The 25,168-nt window shown below is 62.4% G+C and carries 22 protein-coding genes and 1 pseudogene; 15 read left to right on the forward strand and 8 right to left on the reverse strand.

Annotation, left to right across the window (positions count from 1 at the left end):
- Nucleotides 1-129 precede the first annotated feature (129 nt).
- Together istA and istB are read left to right on the forward strand one after the other, a co-directional pair.
- Nucleotides 130-1,638, forward strand: a complete 1,509-nt coding sequence (gene istA / locus AC0KTM_RS00620; RefSeq protein ID WP_079669096.1) for an IS21 family transposase — start codon at nucleotides 130-132, stop codon at nucleotides 1,636-1,638.
- Nucleotides 1,635-2,444 (forward strand): IS21-like element helper ATPase IstB, encoded by an 810-nt coding sequence (istB, locus tag AC0KTM_RS00625; RefSeq protein ID WP_007172566.1) that lies wholly within the window; start codon nucleotides 1,635-1,637, stop codon nucleotides 2,442-2,444. The genes istA and istB overlap by 4 nt, the downstream gene beginning before the upstream one ends.
- A gap of 346 nt (nucleotides 2,445-2,790) precedes the next feature.
- Here the strand turns inward: istB and AC0KTM_RS00630 are convergent, their stop codons facing one another.
- The 5 genes from AC0KTM_RS00630 to AC0KTM_RS00650 are packed head-to-tail and all read right to left on the reverse strand — an operon-like array spanning nucleotide 2,791 to nucleotide 5,650.
- Nucleotides 2,791-3,243, reverse strand: a complete 453-nt coding sequence (locus tag AC0KTM_RS00630; protein WP_007172211.1) for a MaoC/PaaZ C-terminal domain-containing protein — start codon at nucleotides 3,241-3,243, stop codon at nucleotides 2,791-2,793.
- A gap of 14 nt (nucleotides 3,244-3,257) precedes the next feature.
- The gene (locus AC0KTM_RS00635; protein WP_170826177.1) at nucleotides 3,258-3,734 is read right to left on the reverse strand and encodes an FAS1-like dehydratase domain-containing protein; all 477 of its coding nucleotides are present in this window, start codon (nucleotides 3,732-3,734) and stop codon (nucleotides 3,258-3,260) included.
- Between the two features lie 32 nt (nucleotides 3,735-3,766).
- Nucleotides 3,767-4,102, reverse strand: coding sequence for an AtuA-related protein (locus tag AC0KTM_RS00640; RefSeq protein WP_007172213.1), 336 nt, complete (start codon nucleotides 4,100-4,102; stop codon nucleotides 3,767-3,769).
- Complete coding sequence (locus AC0KTM_RS00645) at nucleotides 4,089-5,480, reverse strand: acyclic terpene utilization AtuA family protein (protein ID WP_033721564.1); 1,392 nt, start codon at nucleotides 5,478-5,480, stop codon at nucleotides 4,089-4,091. Before AC0KTM_RS00645 ends, AC0KTM_RS00640 begins: the two co-directional genes overlap by 14 nt.
- The gene (locus AC0KTM_RS00650) at nucleotides 5,477-5,650 is read right to left on the reverse strand and encodes a hypothetical protein (protein ID WP_007172215.1); all 174 of its coding nucleotides are present in this window, start codon (nucleotides 5,648-5,650) and stop codon (nucleotides 5,477-5,479) included. The genes AC0KTM_RS00645 and AC0KTM_RS00650 overlap by 4 nt, the downstream gene beginning before the upstream one ends.
- A 456-nt stretch (nucleotides 5,651-6,106) precedes the next feature.
- On the opposite strand from AC0KTM_RS00650, the gene AC0KTM_RS00655 reads away from it, so the two are divergent.
- From AC0KTM_RS00655 to AC0KTM_RS00670, 4 genes are all read left to right on the forward strand, one after another.
- A complete protein-coding gene (locus tag AC0KTM_RS00655; protein WP_007172216.1) occupies nucleotides 6,107-7,261 on the forward strand; it encodes an acyl-CoA dehydrogenase family protein in 1,155 nt (384 codons plus the stop codon).
- Nucleotides 7,221-8,489, forward strand: coding sequence for a thiolase family protein (locus AC0KTM_RS00660; protein ID WP_007172217.1), 1,269 nt, complete (start codon nucleotides 7,221-7,223; stop codon nucleotides 8,487-8,489). The genes AC0KTM_RS00655 and AC0KTM_RS00660 overlap by 41 nt, the downstream gene beginning before the upstream one ends.
- A gap of 20 nt (nucleotides 8,490-8,509) precedes the next feature.
- On the forward strand, nucleotides 8,510-8,890 hold the full coding sequence (locus AC0KTM_RS00665; RefSeq protein ID WP_046185921.1) for a Zn-ribbon domain-containing OB-fold protein: 381 nt from the start codon (nucleotides 8,510-8,512) through the stop codon (nucleotides 8,888-8,890).
- Nucleotides 8,891-8,962: 72 nt separating this feature from the next.
- Complete coding sequence (locus tag AC0KTM_RS00670; protein ID WP_369741417.1) at nucleotides 8,963-9,487, forward strand: transposase; 525 nt, start codon at nucleotides 8,963-8,965, stop codon at nucleotides 9,485-9,487.
- Nucleotides 9,488-9,880: 393 nt separating this feature from the next.
- On the opposite strand, the gene AC0KTM_RS00675 is transcribed toward AC0KTM_RS00670, so the two are convergent.
- Entirely contained in the window at nucleotides 9,881-11,428 is a 1,548-nt protein-coding gene (locus AC0KTM_RS00675; protein ID WP_007172220.1) for an acyl-CoA synthetase, read from the reverse strand.
- A gap of 62 nt (nucleotides 11,429-11,490) precedes the next feature.
- On the reverse strand, nucleotides 11,491-12,690 hold the full coding sequence (locus AC0KTM_RS00680; RefSeq protein WP_007172221.1) for an acyl-CoA dehydrogenase family protein: 1,200 nt from the start codon (nucleotides 12,688-12,690) through the stop codon (nucleotides 11,491-11,493).
- 768 nt (nucleotides 12,691-13,458) lie between these two features.
- Between AC0KTM_RS00680 and AC0KTM_RS00685 the strand changes: the two genes are divergently transcribed.
- Entirely contained in the window at nucleotides 13,459-14,112 is a 654-nt protein-coding gene (locus AC0KTM_RS00685; RefSeq protein WP_007172222.1) for a TetR/AcrR family transcriptional regulator, read from the forward strand.
- A gap of 214 nt (nucleotides 14,113-14,326) precedes the next feature.
- Here AC0KTM_RS00685 and AC0KTM_RS00690 read toward each other — a convergent pair whose 3' ends face one another.
- Nucleotides 14,327-15,091, reverse strand: a complete 765-nt coding sequence (locus AC0KTM_RS00690; protein ID WP_007172223.1) for an enoyl-CoA hydratase/isomerase family protein — start codon at nucleotides 15,089-15,091, stop codon at nucleotides 14,327-14,329.
- A gap of 423 nt (nucleotides 15,092-15,514) precedes the next feature.
- Between AC0KTM_RS00690 and AC0KTM_RS00695 the strand changes: the two genes are divergently transcribed.
- From AC0KTM_RS00695 to AC0KTM_RS00730, 8 genes and pseudogenes are all read left to right on the forward strand, one after another.
- The gene (locus tag AC0KTM_RS00695; RefSeq protein WP_007172224.1) at nucleotides 15,515-17,068 is read left to right on the forward strand and encodes an acyl-CoA synthetase; all 1,554 of its coding nucleotides are present in this window, start codon (nucleotides 15,515-15,517) and stop codon (nucleotides 17,066-17,068) included.
- A 92-nt stretch (nucleotides 17,069-17,160) separates the two neighbouring features.
- Nucleotides 17,161-18,219, forward strand: coding sequence for a BtrH N-terminal domain-containing protein (locus AC0KTM_RS00700; protein ID WP_007172225.1), 1,059 nt, complete (start codon nucleotides 17,161-17,163; stop codon nucleotides 18,217-18,219).
- A 338-nt stretch (nucleotides 18,220-18,557) separates the two neighbouring features.
- A complete protein-coding gene (locus AC0KTM_RS00705) occupies nucleotides 18,558-20,015 on the forward strand; it encodes a flavin-containing monooxygenase (RefSeq protein ID WP_007172226.1) in 1,458 nt (485 codons plus the stop codon).
- 447 nt (nucleotides 20,016-20,462) lie between these two features.
- Nucleotides 20,463-21,074: a TetR/AcrR family transcriptional regulator gene (locus AC0KTM_RS00710; protein ID WP_046184315.1), complete on the forward strand. Its 612-nt coding sequence runs from the start codon at nucleotides 20,463-20,465 to the stop codon at nucleotides 21,072-21,074.
- Between the two features lie 56 nt (nucleotides 21,075-21,130).
- Nucleotides 21,131-22,429, forward strand: coding sequence for a cytochrome P450 (locus AC0KTM_RS00715; RefSeq protein WP_007172228.1), 1,299 nt, complete (start codon nucleotides 21,131-21,133; stop codon nucleotides 22,427-22,429).
- A gap of 11 nt (nucleotides 22,430-22,440) precedes the next feature.
- Nucleotides 22,441-22,632, forward strand: coding sequence for a ferredoxin (locus tag AC0KTM_RS00720; protein ID WP_007172229.1), 192 nt, complete (start codon nucleotides 22,441-22,443; stop codon nucleotides 22,630-22,632).
- A 121-nt stretch (nucleotides 22,633-22,753) separates the two neighbouring features.
- On the forward strand, nucleotides 22,754-23,812 hold the full coding sequence (locus AC0KTM_RS00725; protein ID WP_007172230.1) for an LLM class flavin-dependent oxidoreductase: 1,059 nt from the start codon (nucleotides 22,754-22,756) through the stop codon (nucleotides 23,810-23,812).
- A 337-nt stretch (nucleotides 23,813-24,149) separates the two neighbouring features.
- Nucleotides 24,150-25,168: pseudogene (locus tag AC0KTM_RS00730) on the forward strand (flavin-containing monooxygenase); the annotation flags it as partial.

Here is a 25,168-nt window from a genome sequence, read left to right on the forward strand (position 1 = left end):
AAGTGGAGGTATCCGCTGGTGGCCGGATAAAAGTACCCACCCCGTGTTCGTCGTGTCGATCAGGAACTGCGGGCCCCGGTGGTGACGGTGAAGGTGCCAACCACTCATCGTCACCACCGGGGAGTTCCATTGAAGTCTGCGAGGGACCGCATGGACATCATTTCTGCTTATCAACAAGTCGGGTCATACCGCGGCGCCGCGCAGCTGTGCGGCACCACCCATAGGACCGTCAAGAAAGTCGTCGAGAAATTCGAAGCCGGTGAGAGCGCACCGCCGCGGGTCGAGCGGGCCCACAATTACGATGCGGTGGCCGATCTGGTCGCCGAGCGTGTCGAGAAGTCGGCGGGTCGGATGTCGGCGAAGCGGATGTTGCCGATCGCGAAGGCCGCCGGTTACGACGGGTCGGCACGCAACTTCCGTCGCCTCGTTGCTGAGGCGAAGGTGTTGTGGCGCAACGAACATCACCGGGGACGTCGCCCGGCGGTGTGGTCACCGGGTGAGTATCTGGTGATCGACTGGGCCCAAGCCGCACCCGGGTTGTTCCTGTTCTGCGCAGTGCTGGCGTTCTCCCGGTGGCGCTTCGTCGCGTTCGCCACCGACCAGAAGGCGTCCACGACGTTGGCGTTGATCGCCGAAGCGATGGCCGGGATAGGTGGTGTCCCGGCCCGGGTGCTGGCCGACCGGATGGCCTGTCTGAAGGGCGGCGTGGTCGCCAACGTGGTGATCCCTACCGCCGAATACGTCCGGCTGGCAGGTCATTACGGTTTCGCGCCGGACTTCTGCCATGCATCCGACCCTAAATCGAAGGGCATCGTGGAGAACTTGTGCGGCTACGCCCAACGCGACCTCGCCGTCCCGCTGCTCACCGACGCCGCCATCGCCGGGGTGCCGGTTGATCTGCGTGCTGCCAACGTTGCGGCCAGGGCGTGGTGTCTGGAGGTCAATGCCGCGGTGCATTCGGAGATCTGTGCGGTCCCCGATGAGCAACTGCTGATCGAACGGGAACTCCTGCAACCGTTGCCGTCGCTGCAACTTCGAATCGGGGCACCGTCGGTGATCCGCAAGGTCGACCGGCTGTCGTGTGTCCGGTATGCCTCGGCCCGCTACTCGGTGCCCACCCGACTGATCGGGACCAGCGTGGCCGTCGTCGTCGATCACGGCGCGCTGTGCATCGTGGAGCCCGCGACTGGGGTGATCGTGGCTGAGCACGAACTGGGTGCCCCAGGCAGCGCATCAGTCCTCGACGATCACTACGACGGTCCCCGCCCGGAACCTAGCCGCGGACCACGACCCAAAACTCATGCTGAGCAACAGTTCTGCACACTCGGCGAGGATGCTCAAGCATTCCTGGTCGGGGCCGCCGCGATCGGCAACACTCGGCTGGGCTCCGAACTGGAAGTCCTACTGGCGTTGGGCGCCGCCCACGGCACCGACGCCTTGGTCGGCGCGCTTCGCCGGGCGGTCGCGTTCCGGAGGTTCCGCGCGATCGACGTGCGGTCCATCCTGGCCGCCGGCGCCGGAACGCCGCAGCCCCGCCCCGCCGGGGATGCGTTGATCCTGGACCTCCCAGTCGCCCCGACCCGATCCCTGGCTGCCTACACGGTCAACCCGGCCGCAGACGGTGGTGCCACGTCATGAACGGCACGCCAGCCAAGGCAACCAAACCCGTTGCACCACTGTCCACTCCGCAATTCGCCGCTGATCTCGACGCCGGGCTGCGGCGGCTCAAGCTCGCCGCGATCCGGCGCACCGCCCCCGAAGTCCTAATCACCGCCAAGACCCAGCGCTGGACCCCCGAAGAAGTGCTACGGACCCTCGTCGAGACCGAACTGGCGGCACGGGATGCCTCCAACGTCGTCAACCGGCTCAAGGCTGCCGGGTTCCCGGTCACCAAGACCTTGGAGTCCTTCGACGTGGCCGCATCGTCGATTCAGCCCAAGGTGTTCGACTACCTGTCGAGCCTGGAATGGGTTCGCACACAACAGAATCTGGCGATCATCGGACCGGCTGGGACCGGCAAGTCCCACACCCTGATCGGACTGGGGGTCGCTGCGATTCATGCTGGGCACAAGGTCCGGTACTTCACCGCCGCCGACCTCGTCGAAACCCTCTACCGCGGCTTGGCCGACAACACCGTCGGCAAGATCATCGAATCCCTGCTCCGTGTCGATCTGATCATCCTCGACGAACTGGGCTTCGCCCCACTCGACGACACCGGCACCCAGCTGCTGTTCCGCCTCGTCGCCGGCGCCTACGAACGCCGCTCCCTGGCCATCGGCTCGCACTGGCCCTTCCAAGAGTGGGGTCGATTCCTGCCCGAGCAGACCACCGCCGTCAGCATCTTGGACCGGCTCCTGCATCACGCCACCGTCGTCATCACCGACGGCCAGTCCTACCGAATGAAGGACGCCCAACACCGGAAGGAGAACCCCCAACCAATCTAAGAATCACTGCACGGGGTGGGTACTTTTATCCGGCCACCAGCGGGTACTTCTACTTGGCCATTGACACAGCTTTTCGTTGGTGCGGCCCCCTGTAGCATCCCAAAGCCCGCGTATAGCGGATCGAGGTCGCTGGCGCGGGGCCACGTCGTCTTTGAAGTGGTGGGTATAAGAAGGAAGCAGGCCTTGTAGGAACCACTGTTACTGATCTACCGGCAGCCTTCAAAGCGACGCGCGCCGTCGTCGCCAGAGCCGCAGAGCTACGCGATCCAGAGCGGGTCGTCCCCCGGTCGAGCTGGCGCAGGAACGTAGGCAACGATGATGCAGCGACGGCTGTCGAAGTTCTCGATTACCGCCGACCGGCCGGCAGTTGCAAGGTCGCCTCACTGGGCACGCATATGCCCTCCTCGCTGGACACTGCCAGTTCCAGGTCGACCAGGCGCATTCCGCGGTCTTGGCGCTTGGCCACCACCCGCCCGGTAAGGGTCGCGGTCTGTCCCGGGTAGATCGACTTGATCATCGATATCTTGCGCCGGCGCAGGAGCGCGTCGGGGCCCGCCCAGTCGGTGAGGCCCCGGTCGATGAAGCCGTGAAAGAACAGCGTCGACAGGTAGATCGTTCGCTGGCCCTGGCTGCGTGCGTACTCCGGATCGTGATGGCCCGGGAACCAGTCCCACGTCGCCGCGGCGTTCATGCAGACCCGCTTGTAGGTGATAGGAATCGACACCGGCGTGATCTCGTCGCCGACAATGACGTCATCGAAGGTAAGGCCTTTGATGTCTGCAGTGCTGATCTTGGTCATGAGCGCCCCCGGGTTTACTGGGCTGTGTCGTAGCGGAACAGGACGTTGGTGTTGCGGGCGATGTTCTCGCCGTGCTGGTCGGTGTAGGTGGTAAGCGATGTGATGAAGACGCCGGTTCCCAGCCGAGTCGTCTTCTCGTCGGATAGCGAGACGATCTCCTCGACTATCCAAACGTGGTCACCGACTCGGGGTCGGCGCTCCAGCTCGGTGGTGGTGGAGGCGTTGATGATGTGGTGGCCGGGCAGGGGAACGTTGAGCGCGAAAAGCCCGTCCTCGCGGTGCAGGTGCGCGGGCGCCCATTGCGGGTTCATGCCCAGGGTCATCAGCAGGCCCGGTGGGCACTCGTCGCCCTCCCAGTACCGTGGGTTGGCGTCCTCAACCAGAGAGCAGTAGTAGAGGATCATCGATCGGTCGATCGGAAACCACGCCTGCTTTGGCTCGGAGCGACGACCGACCCAGGACCGGCCCTCCTCTAGAGTGCCGAACGCCATCCCGAGCCCGGTGACATCGTTGGTGTGGGAGCTCACGGTGTTGCCTTCCCTTCGATGGCGGGTTCGGGCAGGGGCATGCGGGACAGGATCGAACACATCGACTTGCCGGTCTCGTCGAAGCGCAGTGTTGCGGTTGCGCCGCCGCCGAGGGCTCCCCGCATGACGATGTTGAACGCATGCAGGCGAGGCAGCGTGTAGATCGTCACGGTTCCGGTGACCAGACCCTTCATGAAGGAGGTGATGGCCTCCGGCCGCAGTCCGCGTTGCAGCGCGGCAAAAGCCTCGGCGTCGCGGGCGAGCACCACGACGTTGGAGATGTCACCCTTGTCGCCTGAACGCACGAACGCCAACTCGTCAATGGTGGGCATCGAGCATCTCCTTGGCGGCCTGGACACGGACGTGCTGTGGGACGAACTCACGCGGTACCAGGGTCGGCCACAGCGCTATCACCTTGCGCACCGCCAGCGGCGCGCCGAAGGCGGTACCCACCGGACCGGCCGTCGCTGGCAGCAGCATCGCGCGGCGGGCGACCTCGGCCTCGCTGCGGGTGCGGCACTTGGCCACCATCCGGAGCTCGACCTCGTTGGGCTGGGCGTCGGGTGCCGGTCGTGGGGCCACCGGGCCGGCCAGCGCGTCCCAACCGACACGGTCGAAACGCATCTCCTGCGGAATGACACCCAGGTACTTGATGCGGCCGCGCACTAGCCTCTCGCAGAAGTCGGCCTTCTCCAGAGCATCGGGCCAGGGGATCATCGTGCGCCCCTCGGCGAGGTAGCCGTCCTCGTAGCCGATCTGCACCTTGAGCGTGTCCGGCCGTCGGCGGCCGGTCATGCCCGTGAGCTGCACGCGGTCGGGGCCGAGTTCTTTGACCTCGACACCGCCCATGTCGACGACACCGTCGGGCAGCAAATAGCAGAACGGGTCGTGCACTTCGTAAAGCAAATGCTCTTTGATGGTCCACTCGTTGAGCACCCCACCCGAGCCCGGCACCTTACTGATCACAGCGGTGCCGTCAGCCGACATCTCGGCCATCGGGAACCCGAGCCGCCACGGATCACGCGACAGCCGCCACTGCGAGGACATGCCGCCGGTCGCGATGCCCGCACACTCCAGTACATGACCGACGGTAAGCGCGGCGCCGATCAGGTCGGGATTACGCTCAAATATCCACCCGAAGTGGCGCATGAGCGGCCCGCAATAAAGCGCAGAGTCGGCAAGCCTGCCGCCGATCACGACATCGGCGTCGCCGTCAAGTGCGTCAATGATCCCGTCGGAGCCGGTGTACGCCGAGACAGCGACGATCCGGTCGGCGATGCGGTCGATGTCTTCTTCGCCGGACTCAAGGTGCGCGAATTGCCAACCCGAATCCCTGATTTCGGCGATTCTCCCCGTCAAGTCGTCGCCCTCAATGGTTCCGATGCGGGTGTCGGGATATCCGGCGTCACAGGCCACTCGCGCAGCGGCCAGTGCGGCGGCACCCGGGTTCGCTCCGCCCCCATTGGTCACGATGCCGACGTCGTTACGGCGGGCAGCGGGCAGCGCCTGACGCAGAATGGGTTCGACATCGGGCACGTACCCTTTACCCGGGTCACGCATCTTGGCACGGGTAAGGAGCGCAACGGTCAACTCGGCCAGCAGGTCGAAGCAGGCAAACTCGACACCGCCCTGCTCAATGAGTTCCACCGCGGGATCCACCATGTCACCCCAATAGCCGGCACCAGCACCGATCCGCACGCTGGCACTCATGCGCACTCCTGCGCCGCCTCGGCGCTTGCCGCCGCGATGTCGGCACTAGGCGGCGGCGCGCTTGGCGGTATCCCGCCGACTGCCGGATCGACAAAGGGCACGAATGCGGCGCGCCCGGCCAGCCGTCCTTTGCCGGTGACCCCCGCAGCAATCAGCATCGTTCCGGGCATCGTGTTTTCCTCCTCTCTGTCCCCGGCCGTCGACCGCAAAGCTCTTGGCCGCGGGCCTGTTAATTGGCGTTAGCGTACGCTGTCTTGACACCGCTCGGCAGTGACCCGAGGCCCGGCGTCCGGGTCAAGCGAATCGAGCTTCCCGAAGTTGTCGACGTTGCGCCACGCCAGAGGGGCGAGATTGCCTTTCTGCTCATGGGCTGGGGATTAGAACGACTCCGGCTGCTGCCGAGAAATCACGTATCCGGCGTGGCGTAAAGCCGGTCACTGGAAGTCGACGCACTACCGACACGCGGACTTGCGCGTCAATGTTAACGGCCGATAACGTATCACCGGGCGATTACGCTGCTGTCGAGCGGTGACGGAAGCTTCCCTCGAATTCCTCGGTGTGTCGCCTGAAGTTTGTCGTGGCCGGTGCAAACCCGGACCTGCGGGTGATTCAAGGGGTTGAGCGGTATGGAGATATCAGAGAGCCAGGAACGGCGGGATCTGCGGGCGGCGGTTGCGGCCATCGGGAAGTCGTACGGCCACGATTACTACCTGACCAAATCCCTGGGGGGCGAGAAGTCTACGGAACTGTGGCAGGAGGTAGGTAAGCAAGGTTTTCTCGGGGTGAATATTGCCGAGGAGTACGGCGGTGGCGGTGGGGGTATCTACGAACTGCATGCCGTGGGAGAGGAGTTGGCGGCGGCGGGGTGCCCGTTGTTGATGACGGTGGTGTCGCCGGCCATTTGTGGCACCATCATCCAAGCGTTCGGAACCGACGAGCAGAAACGGCGTTGGCTTCCGGGCATTGCGAGCGGCGAGATCATAATGTCGTTTGCGATCACCGAGCCCGACGCGGGCTCAAACTCGCACAACATAGCGACGACCGCCAAGCGGGACGGCGCCGACTGGGTTCTGCGTGGCACCAAGTACTACATCTCGGGAGTGGACGAGGCGCAAGCCATCTTGGTGGTCACCCGAACGGGTACTGACGAGCGTGGGCGCGGCCGGCTGTCGCTGATGGTGGTTCCCACGGACGCTGCCGGCCTGCAGAAGACTCTGATTCCCGTGCAAGCCGTGACACCGGAGAAACAGTTCACCCTGTTCTTCGACGATGTACGTGTTCCCGGTGACAACTTGATCGGCGCTCGGGACGAGGGACTGCGGCAGGTATTCGTTGGTCTGAATCCGGAACGGATAATGGGGGCGGCGCTGGGCAATGGGATCGGCCGGTACGCGTTAAACAAGGCATGTACCTACGCCCGGGAGCGCAGGGTGTGGGACACCCCTATAGGGGCACATCAGGGAGTCGCTCATCCGCTGGCGCACGCCAAAATTCAGGTTGAACTCGCACGCTTGATGACCCAACGGGCGGCCGCCTTACACGATGCCGGCGAGGCAGGGGCCGGCGAGGCGGCGAATATGGCCAAGTACGCGGCAGCTGAAGCCGGAATCCTTGCGCTGGACCAAGCGATTCAGACGCATGGCGGCAACGGTCTGGCTACGGAGTACGGGTTGGCGACGTTGTGGGGACCGGCGCGGTTGATGCGGACGGCACCGATCAGCCGGGAGATGATCCTCAATTATGTTGCGCAGCATAGTCTCGCGCTTCCACGGTCATACTGAACGTCGACTAGGTTTGGGTGGCTGCTTCCATGAGGTCAACGTGAGAACTTGGGCACTTGCCAGCGAGCCGGCTATCGCCGCAGTAGAAGAACTACCGCCAGGAAAGTACGAAGGCCACGACGGCGCGGGCATGCAGGAGTTGGTGCTTCGTCGGTTTCTGCAGAGCCATTCACTTGGTCCCCGCGATGTGGACGGCCTGCTGGTTTGCCCGTCCGGCATGGCCAGCGGTGCGGGTGCCGACATCTTCGTCCACGAGCGCCTCAATGACGTGTTGGGCATCCGGCCGCGCTTTTGTGAGACTGTCAACGTCGGTGGGGCGACCTACACGATCATGCTGTCGCGGGCTGCACTTGCAATCAGCGCCGGCCTTGCAAACGCGGTGCTCTGTATCGGTGCGGGGAAATTCCCCAAGGTGGGGCGGGGAGGCGGCGCCAACGCAATGGCGCGCATGATCAGCCACCCGGACTTTGAGTACCCATACGGCAGCTTCATCCCAGCCCTTTACGCCTTAGCCGCCACGCGGCATATGGCCGAACGCGGAACGAGCCGCGATGCTCTTGCCGCCGTGGCGGTCTCGAGCCGCGAGTGGGCGTTACGGCATCCAGATGCTTTGATGCGCAACGCGGGTCCGCTCACCGTCGAGATGGTTCTGGCTTCACGACCTATCGCGTGGCCGTTCAATTTGCTGGACTGCTCAGTACCGTGTGAAGGTGGCGCCGTGTTCCTAGTGGCCCATGGTGACCGCGCGCGGGAAATCACCGACCAACCGGCCTATGTATTGGGCTTCGGTGAACACCACGATCACGGCAACATCACCCACACCAGCGACTTCGCAACAATGGGTGCCAGCGTGTCAGCGCGTGCCGCGTTCGAAATGGCCGATCTTTCGCCTTCGGACGTGCAGGTGGCCGAACTGTACGATGCCTTCACGATCAACCCGATACTGCTGTTGGAGGAAACGGGGCTGGTGGCGGCAGCTAAAGGTGGCCACTTCTTCCTGGATGGGCGGGGGGCGCCCGGCGGTGACCTTCCGGTGAACACCTACGGGGGTCTGCTGTCATTCGGACACACCGGCGACGCGTCGGGAATGTCGATGCTGATCGAAGCTGCGCGCCAAGTGATGGGGAAGGCTGCGGATCGTCAAGTGTCTGCAGAAATAGCATTGGTACACACTTACGGCGGCATGATGGCAGACCATTCGACCGTACTCTTGGGGAGGACGCCGTGACAACTGCTCCCATGCCCACCGTGACTGACAGCACGGCCGTGTACTGGCAGCAGGCAGCTGTCGGGCGGTTTGTGCTCCCGAAATGTCGGGAGTGCAAGCGATTCCATCATCATCCCCGCCCTTGGTGCCCATACTGCTGGGCTGCGGATCTGGATTGGCAAGAACCTTCGGGAAAAGCGACGATCGTCACCTACACCGTCGTCCGTCAGGCCCCGTCGCCAGCTTTCACCGCTCCTTACGTCTTGGCGATAGTGGAGCTGGAAGAAGGACCTCGAATGATGACCAACGTGATCGAATGCAACGTCGATGAAGTGCGGGTCGGTATGGCTGTCGAGGTGGTCTTCGAATCACGAGGCAACCTGGCACTTCCGCAGTTCCGACGGGTCACGTCAACTGCGTGACGAGCCGACGCGAAAACTCACTTATCCAGCACCGATTACCTGTATTTGTGGGTGGATGGCATCCACCTCAAGGTGCGCCTTGAGGTGGAGAAACTCTGTTTGCTGGTAATGATCGGGGTCCGTGCTGATGGCCGCATGGAGCTCGTCGGGCTGGCTGACGGCTTCCGGGGATCGACTGAGTTCTGGGCTGATTTGCTGCGCGATTGCCGCCGCCGCGCCATGACCGCAGCGGTGCTCGCGGTCGGCGACGGCGCCCTGGGCTTCTGCAAGGCGTGCGGGAGGTGTTCCCGGATATTCGAGAGTAGCGCTGCTGGTGGCATAAGCAGGCCAATATTCTTGCCGCACTGCCGAAATCGGTGCACCCAGGGTGCAGTCGCGGCGATGAAGGAGATCTACAACGCCGAGGATATCGACAAAGCCCAGCTCGCGATCAAAGCGTTCGAGATCGACTACGGCGCCAAATACCCCAAAGCGGTCGCCCAAGATCGTCGACGACGCCGAGGTGTTTTTGGAGTTCTACCGGTATCCCGCCGAGCATTGGATCCACCAATCGCACCACAAATCCGATCGAAAGTACCTTTGCGACAGTACGTTTGAGGACCAAAGTCACCAAAGGGCCGGGCTCCCGCGCGGCCTGGCTGGCGATGGCCTACAAGCTAATCGAGGCCGCCCAGGCCCGCTGGCGCGCGGTCAACGCACCACACTTGGTCGCCCTCGTCCGTGCCAGCGCCGTCTTCCACAAGGGCAAGCCGCTCGAACGGCCTATCGACATCACACCCGAACCGTCGGCAGCTGAGCCTCGAACCGTCGGATCATCCGCCATCCCGCTGCGCTGCCACTCGTATCCACCCATGAACGACTCTCACCCAAAGCGATTCGGCAGGCGTGCGAAGATTTACGTCCATGCTGCCGCTGACCGCATTCTGCGTACCGCAACGTGGTCGAGGTGTGGCGAAAAGCAAATGTGCGTCTGGCCGAGAGAACGGCGTTTCAACGCAGAACTGAAAGCCCCTCCCCGCCGAATTGCAGGCGAAGCTCCGTCTTGAGCACCTTGCCGGTGGCGTTTCGCGGCAAGTCGGGAACGACATGTACTCGTGACGGGCATTTGAAGTGGGCAAGGCGTTCTCGAGCGTAATCGATAAGCTCCTCTGCATTGACGGCGGCATCCTGCTGAAGGGCCACGACGGCCACCGGAGTTTCGCCCCAACGCGGATGCGGCACACCGACAACCGCGACCTCGCGCACGGCATGGTGACGGTAGAGGACCTGCTCCACCTCGATCGGGTAAACGTTCTCACCACCGCTGATGATCATGTCTTTTTTTCGGTCGACCAGAGTGATGAAACCTTCTCGGTCAATGCGGCCCAAGTCGCCAGTATGAAACCAGCCGCCACGAAAAGCTTGCACTGTCGCCTCGGGAAGACCCCAGTAGCCCGCGAATACGTTAGGGCCGCGCACTACTAACTCGCCCACCTCGTCGACGGGGACGTCGTTGTCGGCGTCGTCGACGATACGAGCTTCGACGTGAAAAGCCGTCCGACCGATCGATCCGGCCTTCTCCTTAACGTGTTCAGCGTCGAGGAATGAGACGATAGGCGCGGTTTCGGTCATCCCGAAACCCTCCTGGAACGGCAGACTGCGTCCTTGGAAGAATTCGATGACGGTCAACGGACACGGTGCGCCACCCGCAGCCGCCAGTTCGAGAGCCGACAAATCGTGGTCCTCGAATCCATCGACGTTCATCAGCGCGGCCCACATCGCCGGAACCATGAATTGCACTGTCGCATGCTCTTGGGCCATCATCGCCAGCGTCTGTCGCGGATCGAAGGACGGCAGCAGCACGCTGCAACCGCCGACATGCAGCAGCGGCAGCGTGTGCACTCCGAGTCCCCCGATGTGGAACATCGGAGCCACGGCGACGGTCACGTCCGTCTCACGCAGCCCGCGCCCGATTGTCAGCGCGTTCATGACGTTCCACAGATGGTTGTCGTGGGTGAGCATCACACCTTTGGGACGCCCCGTAGTCCCGGACGTATACATCAGATTTGCAATGTCATGGCCCGCCACGTCGGAGCCCACAGCTGTGGGCGCTTCACTGTTCACAACGTCGTCGTAGGAAAGCTCACCGGCAAGGCATTCACCGCCGACGGCCATTTGGTGGCGGACCCGCACCCCATCCTCTGACACCGCGGCGCGGGCGACCGGGGCCAGCGGGTTGGAATACACGAGCACGTCTGCGCCTGAGTCGGCCAGCTGGTAAGCCACCTCTGCTGGCGCCAACCGCACGTTCATGGGCACGAAGATCGCGCCTAGTTTCGCGGCCGCCAGCATCGTTTCTATGAACGCGGGACTGTTGATCAAGAGACCGCCAACCCTGTCGCCCTTGCGGACACCGAGCGCTCGCAGGGCACGCGCAAGCCGGTTGGTCCGTTCATCGAGCTGAGTGAAGGTGATCCGTCGGTTATCGTCAACGAGGGCGGTGCGGTCGCCGGACAGGAAGGCCCGTTTCGTCGCCCAACTGCCAATACCCCTGTCCATGTGAACTCCTTCGGAGCCGGTCGCCCAGACACGTCGTCGTGGGCCGATTCAGTGCCGAACAGCTATAAGCCGATGCGCTTGGCGATGATCTCGTTCATGATCTCGTTGGTGCCACCGCCTATTCCGAGAATGCGGCAATCTCGGTAATGCCGTTCGACTTCGGACTCGCGCATATAACCCATCCCACCAAAGATTTGAACCGCCTCATTCACCACATAATCGCACGCGTATACGGCGGTGTTCTTGGCCATCGACACCTCAGTGACTACATCCTCCCCGGCCAGCCACCGTTGCATCACGGCGCGGGTGTAGGCGCGCGCGACGTCGACCTGCCTGGCCATTTCCGCGAGCTTATGGCGGATCACTTGACGAGCCGTCAGAGGTTTCCCGAAAGTCTGGCGTTCGCGCGCCCAACCCTTGGCTAATTTGAGCGCGCGCTCCGCCGTCGCGTATGCCTGCACGGCAATGCCGAGTCGTTCCGACTGAAACTGCTGCATGATCTGCAAGAATCCGCCGTTCTCTGCCCCCACCAGGTTCGCAGCGGGAACGCGAACGTCAAAGAACGAGAGTTCTGCGGTATCGCTGCAACGCCATCCCATCTTGTCCAGCCGGCGGTCAACCTTGAACCCCGGTGTGCCCTTGTCGATAACCAGCAACGAAACTCCGCCGTACCCGGGTCCCCCGGTACGCACCGCGGTAGTCACGAAGTCGGCGCGGACACCGCTCGTGATGAAGGTCTTAGCACCGTTGACCACGTACGTGTCACCATCGCGGACTGCTCGTGTGCGTAGGTTCGCCACATCTGAGCCCGCTCCGGGCTCGGTGACTGCCAGCGAGCCGATCATATCTCCGGCCAGGGTGGGGCGAACGTAGTGGTCGATCAGGGCATCCGATCCATTCGCGGCGATGTGCGGAAGCGCGATGCCGTGGGTGAACAACGCGGCGCACACGCCGGTAGACCCACCGCACGCCAGAATTGCCTCGGTTACCAACGCCGAATCGATCGCGTCGCCGCCGCTGCCTCCCACGTTCTCGGGGAATCCAACCCCGAGAAGTCCCACATCGGCAGCCTTACGGTGCAGCTCGCGCGGGATTTCACCTGCCTCCTCCCAATCCGTCACTTTCGGTGTTATCTCGCGAGCGACGAAAGATCGCGCCAACTGGCTCAGTGCTAGCCGCTCCGGCGTGGTCCACGGATCGTTGGGCACAGCGCAGCCTTCCGTCCCGGCTATGTGTTTGGTGGTTGCTTCGATATCCGTCATGATGGCTCCCGGATCGAATTGCGTCGGCAACCGAACAGCGGTTGCACGCAGGTGCAAGGTGTCTCAATTCGATTGTGCAGTCGGACGATTCGGAAAGCATTCGCCCAACGGGGCGAGCGGCCCGTGTGCTGAATTCCGAAACAATCGGAGCGAAACTTTGTCTTCGCCTCCCAGCGCACGCGCCGAAAGCATTGTCCTGGAGCATGACTGCGCCGCCCACCAACACGATCAAGCGCATAGGCGGCATCGGTCAGCCAGGCTCCTCGCGCGAGGATCGGCACTGAATCTCTCAAACCGATCCCTTCCTACCCACTCGCGACCGCGACTTAAGTCAATGCAAGGCTCGGGCGTCGCGTGCAAGTGGCCACCTCAAGGAGTGCTTCGCGTGCCCCGATTAGTCCAGAAACCGTCGAAGCTCAACAGCCTCAGTTACTGGTGGCTAACGTTACGTGCGAGGCCCAAGGATTTGCAACACCCATCGCGTAGATGTCGCGCTCCGGTGCACCAGATCTACGACTCATGCGAATGAAGGAGGTCTCGTCCGCCGATCACTGCAATCTATCCGGGTTGATTGTCTTGGTGGTTGCAGCCGCGCCGCGCTTGGAGGTACCCCGGGGCCTCTCCCAGTATGGACGTTGGATGGCGCGGCAGTTGTGCGTGGGGAGTGGGCATCGTGAAGAAGTGTTAACGTTCGTAGATCACCCGGAACGTGTGGGCGTTTCGAACGGAAGAGGTATTGCTGCTTCGACTGCGAAAGGATGGTCGACCGTGACCGACACAGTCACCGTCGGCCGCACGCGAGGAGGCGAGCGTCGCGAGCGGATTCTGGCGGCCGCCGCCGAACTCATCGCGGACCGTGGCTATCACGCTGTTTCTATGGCCGATATCGGCATCTCGGCAGGGGTCGTCGGTCCAGCGATCTACCGGCACTTTGACAGCAAGGCGGGCTTGCTGGCGGCACTGTTCGAACAAGTGATTGACACGCTGCTGCGACGGGCGTCGGCGATCGTTGAACAAAGCCGAGATGATCGCGAGGCGCTGACTGCCTTAGTAGCCGACCACGTTGCCCTGGTGATGGAGAAGCGCGAACTCGCCATTGTTTACTACCGAGAAGTCCATAATCTGCCTGACCATCGACGTAGTCGCCTGCGCCGCAAACAGCGCCTCTACGTTGAAGAGTGGGTGCACGTTTTGGGCGAGTTAAGGCCGGAGTTGGACGAGACGGAATTGCGCGCCGTTGTTCACGGCGCGATCGGTGCCATCCAATCGACGTTGCAATATCGCGATACGGGGATGCCTCCCGAGCGCGTCTCGGTGCTGCTCGCGCGGATGGGGCACGCTGTTCTCGGCGTTCCACCGTGCGAGTCGCACAGTGAGGATCGGGCAAGCCACGCGTTGCCGCAGCGCCGAGGTCGACGGTAGGCGCAACCTCGGAGTGTCCTCGCCTCGGCGTGTCCTCGGGAGGGTGATTTCGCTGAGCAGAGGCTGTCAATGATTTGCTTCGTGTCGATGGCTCCCTGGCCACGATTAAGCACGCCGCCAATCGGCTTGCTTGGCGGGCCCGCACGCCGCGCCAGTCAGCCGGCGGTCTCGCCGCGCGGTCCTTGGCACGAGCATTCGCAGACATCCGGCGTGTTCAGCGTCCCCGCCATACAGGTGCCCGTTTCTCCCGGAATGCGCGTGGGCCCTCCTGCGCGTCCGCGGAGTGGTACACGGGTTCCCAGATCTTCTCAGCCAGCGTGTATGCCTCCTCAAGGCGATGTCGCGCCGATAGATACGCAGTCTGTTTAGCGGCCAGCACCGACAGCGGAGCATTTCCAGCGATTAGAGCGCCCAGCTTCTGGGCTCGATCCCTAAGCCGAGCGGCGGGCACCACCTCGTTAACAAGACCCACTTCGAACGCCCGGGCCGCGCTGATCGGTTCGCCGGTGAGCATCATCTGCAGAGCGATTCTCGGTGGAACGAGCCACGAAAGAGGAGCGGCCCAGGGAGCTCCACGGCCGACTTTGACTTCGGTGATCGCGAACAGGGCATGCTCGGCGGCGACGATCAGGTCACACTGCTGTGCGAGCAGGAACCCGCCGGCGAATGCAACACCGTTGACCGCCGCGATGGTCGGTTTAGCGATGTCGATGTTGCGGCCGAACTGCGGGGCGAAGTCCAGTGGCGGAACCGCCAGCGCCTGGTGCGCCATCTCTTTAAGGTCGCCGCCGGCGCAGAATGCCTTTTCACCCGCGCCGGTCAAAACGAGTACGCGCGCGTCAGCGTCCTCATTGAACCGACGTGCGCCATCCCATAATCCTTGGCGCACGGCGACACTGAGCGCATTGCGAGAGTGGGGCCGGTTGATAGTCAGCCAGGCCACCCCATCGACGACGTCATAAATCACCGGATCATCCAAGGTAGTCCTTCCGCGTGTTCTGGGCACTGTCTCCATCGACAATGCCGGCGTCCCATCGGCGACCACTTGGACGTCCCAGCGACACCTTCTGCGGGGCGTGCAGGTCTGGGCTGCGACGGGGTCTTCGATTTTATCGCCTCCAACGCCACCTAATTGGAGTAGTCGACTTGGAAGTGGGGACTGGTAACACCGTTCCCGCCACAAGTCGCAGCATATGTGACTAAGCATTCACGATTGTGGGACGTGACGACGATTCGATGCAGGCGGGTGACTGGGTGGGCTCTCAGTTGTCGAGTTCAAAGGACGATTGTGCTATCCATCGGCGCCCCAGTAATGTTAACCACTGATAACGTGAGGGCGCTCGGGGCCACTGGATGTGTCATTGCCGGGCCCGCACCGGTTGAGAGTTCAGGAGGAGACGTGATGTACCTCACGCAGGGCTTGCACAGAGCACTGCAACAACACCCGGACCGCCTCGCCACCATCGACGCGGATCGAACACGGACCTATGCGCAGTCCGCACAACGAATCGCGAAGTTGGCGAGCGCATTACGGACGATTGGCGTTAACCGCGGGGATCGCGTCGGCATGCTGGCGCTCAACTCCGACCGTTACCATGAGTACCTGCTGGCGGTGCCGTGGGCGGACGCGGTATTAAACCCGATCAATATCCGCTGGAGCCCTCCGGAGATTGCCTACGCCCTGCGCGACTCCCAAACCGATGTCTTATTTGTCGATGACGCCTTCAGTCCAGCAGTCCCCGCACTTCGCGCGTCATATCCTGACCTGCGCGCAGTCGTTCATTGCGGAAACGCCCCGACCCCGGAGGGAATGTTCTGCTATGAGGAACTCATAGCCGGCGGCGAAGTCGGTGATGACGTGCGGCGCAGCGGCGATCAACTGGCCGGTGTGTTCTACACCGGTGGCACCACGGGTCTACCCAAGGGCGTCATGCTTAGCCACGCGAACCTGATGACCTCCGTGCTGGGAATGCTCAGCGTGGGAAGCTTTCTGAGTTCGGAGGCTCGACTGCTTCATGTTGCGCCGTTGTTCCATCTCGCGGACTTGGCCGCCTGGGCGGGGCAAACCACCCTGGGTGGCACACATGTGATGCTCTCGACTTTCGAGCCCAGTGCCATTCTCCAGACCATCGAACGCCACCAGGTCACCGACGTCCTTTTAGTGCCGACCATGCTGCAGATGGTCGTCGACCATCCCGCCGTCAGGGATTACGACCTCTCCAGCCTCAGAAACGTGATGTACGGGGCATCGCCGATTTCCGAGGCGGTCCTGTCGCGCGCGATGAAGACCGTGCGGTCGGCGCGATTCATGCAGGGTTATGGCATGACAGAACTGTCCCCCCTAGCCACAGTCCTGCGTCCTGAGGACCACGAGCATCCGGACCTATTGCGTTCAGCCGGCCGCGCCGCGCCCTGCGCCGAGGTCAAAATCGTCGATGCTGACGATAAGGAAGTGCCGCCGGGCAATACCGGCGAAATCGTCGTGCGTGGCGGCAACGTGATGTTGGGCTACTGGAATAAACCAGACGAGACAGCGGCCGCGCTGCGCAATGGGTGGATGCACACCGGTGACGCCGGTTACATGGACGAGCGGGGTTATGTGTTCGTCGTCGACCGCATCAAAGACATGATTATCTCGGGTGGCGAGAATGTCTACTCGACGGAAGTCGAGAATGTTCTGTCCAGGCACCCGGAGGTGGCGGCGTGCGCGGTCATCGGAGTTGCCGATGAAAATTGGGGCGAGCGCGTTCATGCGGTCGTCGTCTTGACCGAAAACTCCTCGGTGACAGCCGAAGAGCTCAGAGACTTCTGTAAGACTCAGATCGCGGGATACAAGGCGCCCCGTACAGCCTCGTTCGTTGATGCGCTCCCTCTCTCAGGTGCTGGCAAGGTGCTCAAACGCGAACTGCGAAAACAGTTCCGGCAAGAGTGCACAAGCACTAGCCGGGGTCGATAGGTGCCCTTGCAGCGCGCCCCGCGGCCATCGACGCGGCTGCCTCCAAAGGATTTCCCTAGACGCCCTGGGCAGGCCGTCAGGACGGGATCGTCATGGCGCGCGTAGAGGTGCCTTACAGACACGAGCTCGGCGGCCACTGCGGGTCCGGTGCCCTCCGCGATCTGACCGAGTGGGCCGGACTCCGTTGGGGTGTGCACGCCCCCCGCGAAGGACTGGTTTTCGCGCTGAGCGGCACGCTGGATTTTTCCTATGCCCGTTCCGACGAGTTATTTCCGCCGGTGTACCTCGTTGGCAGGGGCCCCGATCTCGAAGAGCAATACCTCACTAATGTCGGTGCACAGTTCGAGATTCGCGCCACCGATGACGGCGACCTCGGGTGGAAGTGGGTGACCGATCAACTCGACCGCCGCACCCCCGTGATGGTTTGGGCCGACATTGCTCATCTGCCCTATCTGCGCGCACGGTTGAGCATGAGCCGCCACGACATTGTCATCACCGGCTACGACGACGACCGAGGCGTGGCCTTGGTCGTTGACAACGACCGAGATTCGGTCCAACTGGTCCCCTACGAGGATCTCCGTCGGGCACGGTCTTCGACCGGCTTTCCCGTGCCGACCCGTCACACCGCCTACATCGTCGACTGGCCGACTACGGCGCCGGACTTGGCGGCGATCGCCGGTCCCGCCCTTATCCGAAGCGCGCAGGCGATGGCGGCAATCACCGACAGCCGGGGTCTTACAGTCACTCGCGACCCTGAGGCACAGAAGGATGGACTCGATGGTGTCGAGCATTTCGCCGTCGACGTGGCGGCGTGGCCTGACGCCCTGGACGATCACAACCTCGAAAGCGCCCTGTTTGCGCTGTGGGCGTTCATTGAGAAGGCGGGGACGGGAGGGGGGTTGTTCAGGGCCCTGCAGGCCGACGGCTGTCGAAGCATCGCCAACTTGCTGCATTCCGAAGCCGCCCTGGAGGCGTCGAGGGCTGCTCGGGAGGTGTCGACCGCCTGGACCGAAGTAGCCCGGATGGCTTACAACCCAGGCACCCCACTGCGGGCTCGCGCCGCCGCCACTGCGGCCGCAGCCGAGCGTGTGCCTGACGCCGAAAAGCGGCTCACGGAATCGCTCTTCGCCGCCGGAGCGGCTCTGACGTAACAATTTCCGCCTTGGGCCGGCCGCTGCATTCAGCTTGGCATCTGGGTGCCGAACGTCCACGCAGCGCGGCTTTTGACCCACCGGAGCCATTTTCGAGGGGTACGCTAACGACGGTTAACACTGTTGGTGGCTCCACACGTGTAGCGGTCCGCAACTGGGGCAGCAGGAGGGAACGCTTGGTGCACGGAACAAGGGTCGCCGCACCGGCGTGCGCGGGTAGGACGGCTGGTCGTGTGCCGACAACGAGCGGAAGCGCGCATCAATGCCTTAGTGCGTAGCGGCGCCGGTATCGGCGTGATCGGCAGTGCCGAGTACAAGTAGCACTTCAAGAATGAGTGATGAACATGACGGAACAACGGTCAGTCAAAGTCGCAATCATCGGTGCGGGCATGTCGGGACTGTGCATGGCGATCAAGCTGCAGGACGCCGGCATTGACTCGTACACCATTTTCGAACAGGCCGAGGATGTCGGCGGCACATGGCGAGACAACACCTACCCGGGGCTAACCTGCGATATCCCATCGCGGTATTACTCCTACTCGTTTCGGCCCAACCCGAACTGGTCGCACCTGCTGCCGCCGGGGCCGGAGATCCAGGCCTATTTCCAGCAGGTGGCCGACGAACGGGCCATCCGCCCGCACATCAAGTTCGGCGCCGAGGTCATATCCGCCCGATACGACGACGAGCGGTGGCGGATCACGACCGACGACAGCGAAGAGACATTCGACGTCCTTGTCACCGCGACCGGCGTGCTCCGGGTGCCGCGCTATCCGGACATTCCCGGCCAGGAGAGTTTTGCCGGGCCGGTGTTCCACTCCGCGGAATGGGATCACTCCGTCACCTTGCGGGACAAGCGGGTCGGACTGATCGGGACGGGCTCGACAGGCATACAGATCATTGCCGAACTCGGGGGCAAGGTCAGTCGGCTCACCGTCTTCCAACGCACTGCGCAGTGGGTCTTTCCGATGCCCAATCCGCACTACTCACCGCTGATCCAGGCCGCGTTGACGCGGTGGCCGAGGTTGAACGGCCTGGGCTATTGGTTCTGGGGATTGGTGGTCAGGCGCATCTTCGGCCGCGCGCCGATCCGTCCGGGATTTCAGCGCCGCTTGGTTCAGACGCTATGTCGATGGAACCTGCGACTCTCGGTGCGCGACCCGCAGTTGCGCGCGAAACTCACCCCGAAAGATCAGCCGATGTGCAAGCGCCAGATTATGGCGGGACATTTCTACCGTTCGGTCCAACAACCGGGTGTGGAGGTGATCAACGAGACGATCGACCACATCGAGCCTCGCGGCGTCATCACGGCCGACGGTACCTTGCACGAACTCGACCTGCTGGTCTATGCCACCGGGTTTGACGCCCGGGCCTACGTGCGCCCGCTGACAGTGGTCGGGGAGCGTGGGCTCACCCTCGACGAGGCATGGGCCGATGGCCCCACGGCGTATCGGTCGGTCGCGGTGCCCGGATTCCCAAACTTGTTCATGCTGATGGGTCCGCATTCGCCGATCGGCAACCAGTCACTGATACCGGTCGCCGAGGACCAGGCTGATTATGTGCTGTGGTGGATTAACCGGATCCGTGAGGGCCGCATCGTCGCCGCCGCGCCCACCAAGTTGGCCACCAAGGGCTACAACGACAGCATGAAAGCAGCGATGCCACAAACAATTTGGGTTACCGGTTGCAACAGTTGGTACCTAGGCAAAGATGGGCTTCCCGAATTGTTTCCGTGGACACCCGAGCGGCACCGAGAACTATTGCGTGCACCTGAGATCGCAGATTTCGAACTCCGATGAGACGCGCATCGAAAGCCAATCAAGGTCTTTTCGCGCGGATCCTGTCGCGCTTGGTGCCATGCACGTCATCGGTGAAGATGGTTTGGGGCCCTAACGCGAGCGCAAGCGTCTCGGATCAGGCGGCGGCAGAATTCGGAGCGAGGACGCTACGACGCCCATGGAATGGGGAACGACTTCGCGTGGTCTTTGGTGGTGACGACCAAGCGTGGCCACTGTCCTGGCAACGCTTACGCCCACCGTTATCACGCCGGCGTTTGCCGACTAAGCCATCGAACGCTCCGAGCCGGCGTTAGAACCGCATCAACGAAATCATGCAGGGACCGGCGATTGGTCATCTTCGACAGCAAGCAGGTGTGGTCCTCCACCGCCCGGACGGAACACTTGTGCAAGACGCATATCCTGCTCACCATGTCCACAGAGTCCGTTCGCCTCTCGTTTCGCCAGCACATGCGTGAGCAAGTTCTCAGGGCTGCGCGTGACCTCACTATCGAGAAGGGCTGGCATCGGGTTCGCATGAGTGAAGTCGCCAAGCTTGTCGGCGTGTCCCGCCCGACGCTCTACAAGGAATTCACCGATAAGCAGGGACTGGGTGACGCGCTGGTTGTGTCCGAAGGCGAACGATTCTTGAACGGCATTCACGCAGTTTCGGCACAACACGCCGGAGATGTCCGCGGGGGTATCACCGCCGCGGTGTCGTACACCCTCGAGGAAGCGGAAGCGAGCCCGCTCTTGAAGGCGGTGTTGACGTCAAATCGGCCTACAGACAAAACGGTTTCCGAGACAACCGGTATGTTGCCGCTCCTGCCGACCTCGGCATCGCTGCTGGAGCTATCCTCGGCAGCCCTCGTGACTTGGTTCAACGAGCACTTTCCAGGTCTGGATGCCGATGACGTGCATGAAGTCGCCGATGCGCTGGTGAGGCTCACTGTGAGCCATGTCGTGCTTCCTTCTGCCGATGCAAGTCTGACCGGTGAGCGGATCTCGCGGATCGCCCTTCGCTATTTGGGCGCAGATCCCGCGAGGCCGTTTACACAACGCAGATTTTTGTCTGGATGTTGACTTTATAGAGAAAAGTGTAAACACTGGCGTGGAGACACTAGCTCGGGAGGACCCTCATGACTGTCAGCGCTTCCGCTCCGAAGTCGTCGGTGGAGCGTCGTTCAGCACGTTCGTATGATTCTGCCGACCTGTCCTCGACTGCCTTTTGGGCTGGCACCGCCGCTGACCGTGAGAAGACCTACGCGGAGCTGCGCCGACGCGCCCCCATCAGCTGGCACCCGCGCGTCGAGCACACCATGATCGACGACGAGGACGACCAAGGCTTCTGGGCCGTGGTCACCCACCCGCTACTTGTCGAGGCGACCCGGCGACACGACGATTTCCTGTCTGGTCAAGGCATTGTGATGGAGTCGATCCCGCAGGAACTGCTCGACACCGCGCAAGGCTTCATCGCTATGGACCCGCCGCGGCATACCAAGATTCGACGATTGCTGGCATCCGCATTCACACCGAAGCAAATGCGGCTGACCAGTCACCAGATCGAGGCCAACGCGAAACGGGTCGTCGATGGCCTTGCCCCGCAAGGCGAGGCTGACTTCGTCGACCAGTGCGCCGCGTTGCTGCCGATGCACAACATCTTCGACATGATGGGCGTGCCGGACTCGATGCGCCGCGACATCGCGTGGGAGTCACGGTATGCCGGTGGGTGGAGCGACCCGGAGGTGATGGGCGAAGACCCGGTCATACCTCGCCTGTTCCAAGCGATGGGATTCTTGGGCGATGGCGCCCGCGAAATCATCGCCGCACGTCGCCGGCAGCCCGAAGATGACCTTATGACGAACCTCGTTCAAGCTGAAGTGGACGGCGAACAACTCACCGACGACGAGATCGTCTCGTTTTTCATACTTCTCACGATCGCCGGGAACGACACCACGCGCCAAAGCACCAGTCACGCGATGAAAGCATTGACGGACTTCCCAGACCAAAGAGCTTGGCTCATGGAGGATTTCGACGGACGGATCAAAGGGGCCGTGGAAGAATTCGTCCGGTGGGCCACACCAATCATGACATTTCGCCGGACGGCGGCTCGCGACTGCGAACTGGGCGGGCAGCAGATCACCGAGGGTGACAAGATCATACTTTTCTACAGCTCGGCCAACTGGGACACCACCGTGTTCACTAACCCGGAGAAGTTCGATCTGTCGCGCGACCCTAACCCGCACGTGAGCTTCGGAGGCGGGGGAATCCATCACTGCCTCGGCAACCAGCTGGCCAGGCAGCAACTCGCTGCGCTCTTCAGAGAACTGCTGCACCGCCTGCCTGATATTGAAGTCTGCGGGCCACCCAGCTACACCGTCAGCACGTTCTTCCACGGCGTGAATCACCTTCCCGTCCGCTTCACCCCGAACGCGTAAGGCGGCGTGGTATGAAGATCAGAGTCGACCGCAACCGATGCTCGTCAATCGGAATGTGTGAAGGCCTGGCTCCTGACTTCTTCGAGGTCAGGCACGATGGCCAACTCAATATCGTGAACCCCGAGCCACCGGAATGCCACAGATCACTCATCGAAGAAGCAGTATCGTGCTGCCCCACAGGCGCTCTCGCCGTCGAGGACTGAGACCGCGGTCCTGAGGCAACGCTGACACACCTGCTTGCTGTCGGCGGCGATGGGCTTTCGCCTTCGGGTCAACTAGCCGCTGACACCGTCTGTCACCTACCACACGATGGAGCCGTCACTTATGAGTACTTATGGACTTTCAGTCGTCGCCCCTGAACTTGCCGCGATGAAGGCCACCGCCGCGGCTGCCGACCAGGCCGGGTTCGACGCCGTCTGGGCATCCGAGTTCTACACCCGGTCGGGATCCATCTCGATGGCGGCGATGGCAACCTCGACGAACAGGTGTCGCATCGGGTCGTCAATCCTCTACGGCATCGGACGTAGTCCGCTGGTCTTGGCGACCGAAACACGCGACCTCGACGAACTGTCCGGTGGTCGGGTCGTGCTCGGGATCGGCAACGGCACCAAACGGATGATGAGCGATTGGCACTCTGTCACCGATACCAGCGCCCCCGCCCTGCGCGTCGAGGAACTCGTACCCCTTATCCGGCGCATCTGGAACCTGCACGAAGGACCCGTCCGCCATGAGGGCCGTTTCTACAATATGAATCTCGTCCCCACCGGGCCGGTAGAACCCCCTGCGCGCAATATCCCCATCGTCACCGCCGCCGTGCGGCCGCGAATGTGTGAAGCCGCCGGACGGGTCGCTGACGGCTTGGCCGGGCATCCACTCTTCACCACCGCGTATGTGGAGGAAGTCGTGCGGCCTGCGGTGGCCAAGGGCGCACAACGCACCGGGCGCGACCCTAACGGCGTCGAGATCGTGTCGATGGTGATGTGCTCCATCCACGACGACCCCGAGATCGCTCGTCGCGAGGTAGCGCAGCAGATCGCATTCTACGCCTCGGTCAGGACCTACGAACCGCTGCTCGACTTCTGCGGATTCGCCAAGCAGGGTGCCGTCATCCGAGAAGCCTTCACCCGCAGCGACTTTCAGGCCATGTTCAACGCCGTCACCGATGACATGATCGACGTCATGGGTGTCGCCGGCACCGCTGACGAGGTTCGCAACGGGCTACGCCGCTACGAGGGCGTGCTAGACCACATCATGCTCTACCCACCGTCGGTAGGTACCGCGCCTGAGCGGGTCGGACAGAACGTCGATGATCTCATCAAGCATTGCGCCCCGCCCAATATGCCTCCGGCCTCCCAGCTGCACGCGCGACCCGGACCACGGTAGCGACACGGCGATCTCGCACACAAAGTGCGCTGCCGCATCGATCGATGCCGACCTTCGGGTTCGCATGAAACTACTCATTTCCCTCTGGGACTATCTCGGTGGGGTGCAGTCCCCCAGTGACAGCCGAGCTTGCGTTTGGCAATAACGGTCCTTGGGGAAGGCTAGGACGATGCCGGTCCTCTTTCACTAGGAAGTGAAGTGGTCAGAACACGTTGTGGCACGCAGATGCGTTGCGGCGCGGACCTTCTGCGCCGCATCAAGGCGGTCCGACGGAGTAGATGCGGAGTCGATCGAGCGGTTTGGCGACAAGGTCATCGGGTTGCTAACCTCGATTAACATGTCAGAGTTGTTCGATGTGGTGGTCGTGGGAGCGGGGATTTCCGGTATCAGCGCTGCCTGGCACCCGCAGGATCGCTGCCCCGGTAATAGGTACGTAGTTCTAGAGCGCAGAAGTGATCCGGGTGGCACGTGGGATCTGGTCAAGTATCCGGGCATCAGGTCGGACTCAGATATGTGCACGTTCGGATTCCTTCAAGCCCTGGCACTCGGCCAGGTTCACTGTCGACGCGCCGACAATCAAGAACTATCTGCGTGAGGTCGCGACCGAGAACGGCATCCATGAGCACATTCACTTCGGTACCCAGGTCTTGTCTGCCGCTTGGTCGGACGCCAGCCGGCGCTGGACCATCAAGGCGGTTCGGAACGGCTGAGGAATTAGAGCTCGAGGCGCGGTTCGTCTTCATGTGTAGCGGCTATTACAACTACGACGCGGGTTACCGACCAAACTTTCCCGGCGAGGAGAACTTCGGTGGGCCCATATTGCAACCTCAGCACCGGCCCAGAGACCTTGATTATGCCGGTAAAGAACGTCGTCGTTATCGACAGCGGCGCCGGGCACATAACGATGCTGCAACGTTCGCCAACATCGACCGCTTCACCAGAACGGGTCACGAGTTGGCGGCCGATATCATCTTCTACCGCAACAGGATTGAACTTGTGGCTTTTGGGGGCGCCAAGCTTGGTCGTAACGGCCAGGATGTCGACGTCAGCAAGTCGATGACCTATAAGTCGATGTTGCTGTCCGATGTGCCCACCATGGCGTTCACCATGGGCTATATCAATGCATCGTGGACCTTGAGGGCCGACCTGGTATCGGAATACGTTTGTCGCCTGCTCAATTGCATGGACGCGCGCGGCTACGACACCGTCGTAGCCGCTCATCCAGGGAAGATGTCGAAGAAGAACCCTTCGCCGATTTCGCACCAGGCTACTTCCAGCGCGCGATGGACCAGCTACCGAAGGCGGGATCTCGAGGGCCATGGCAGGTAAAACACCAATTACCTCTTCGACATCCGT

This window comes from Mycobacterium sp. NTMscope_Eco_3, from assembly GCF_976985685.1.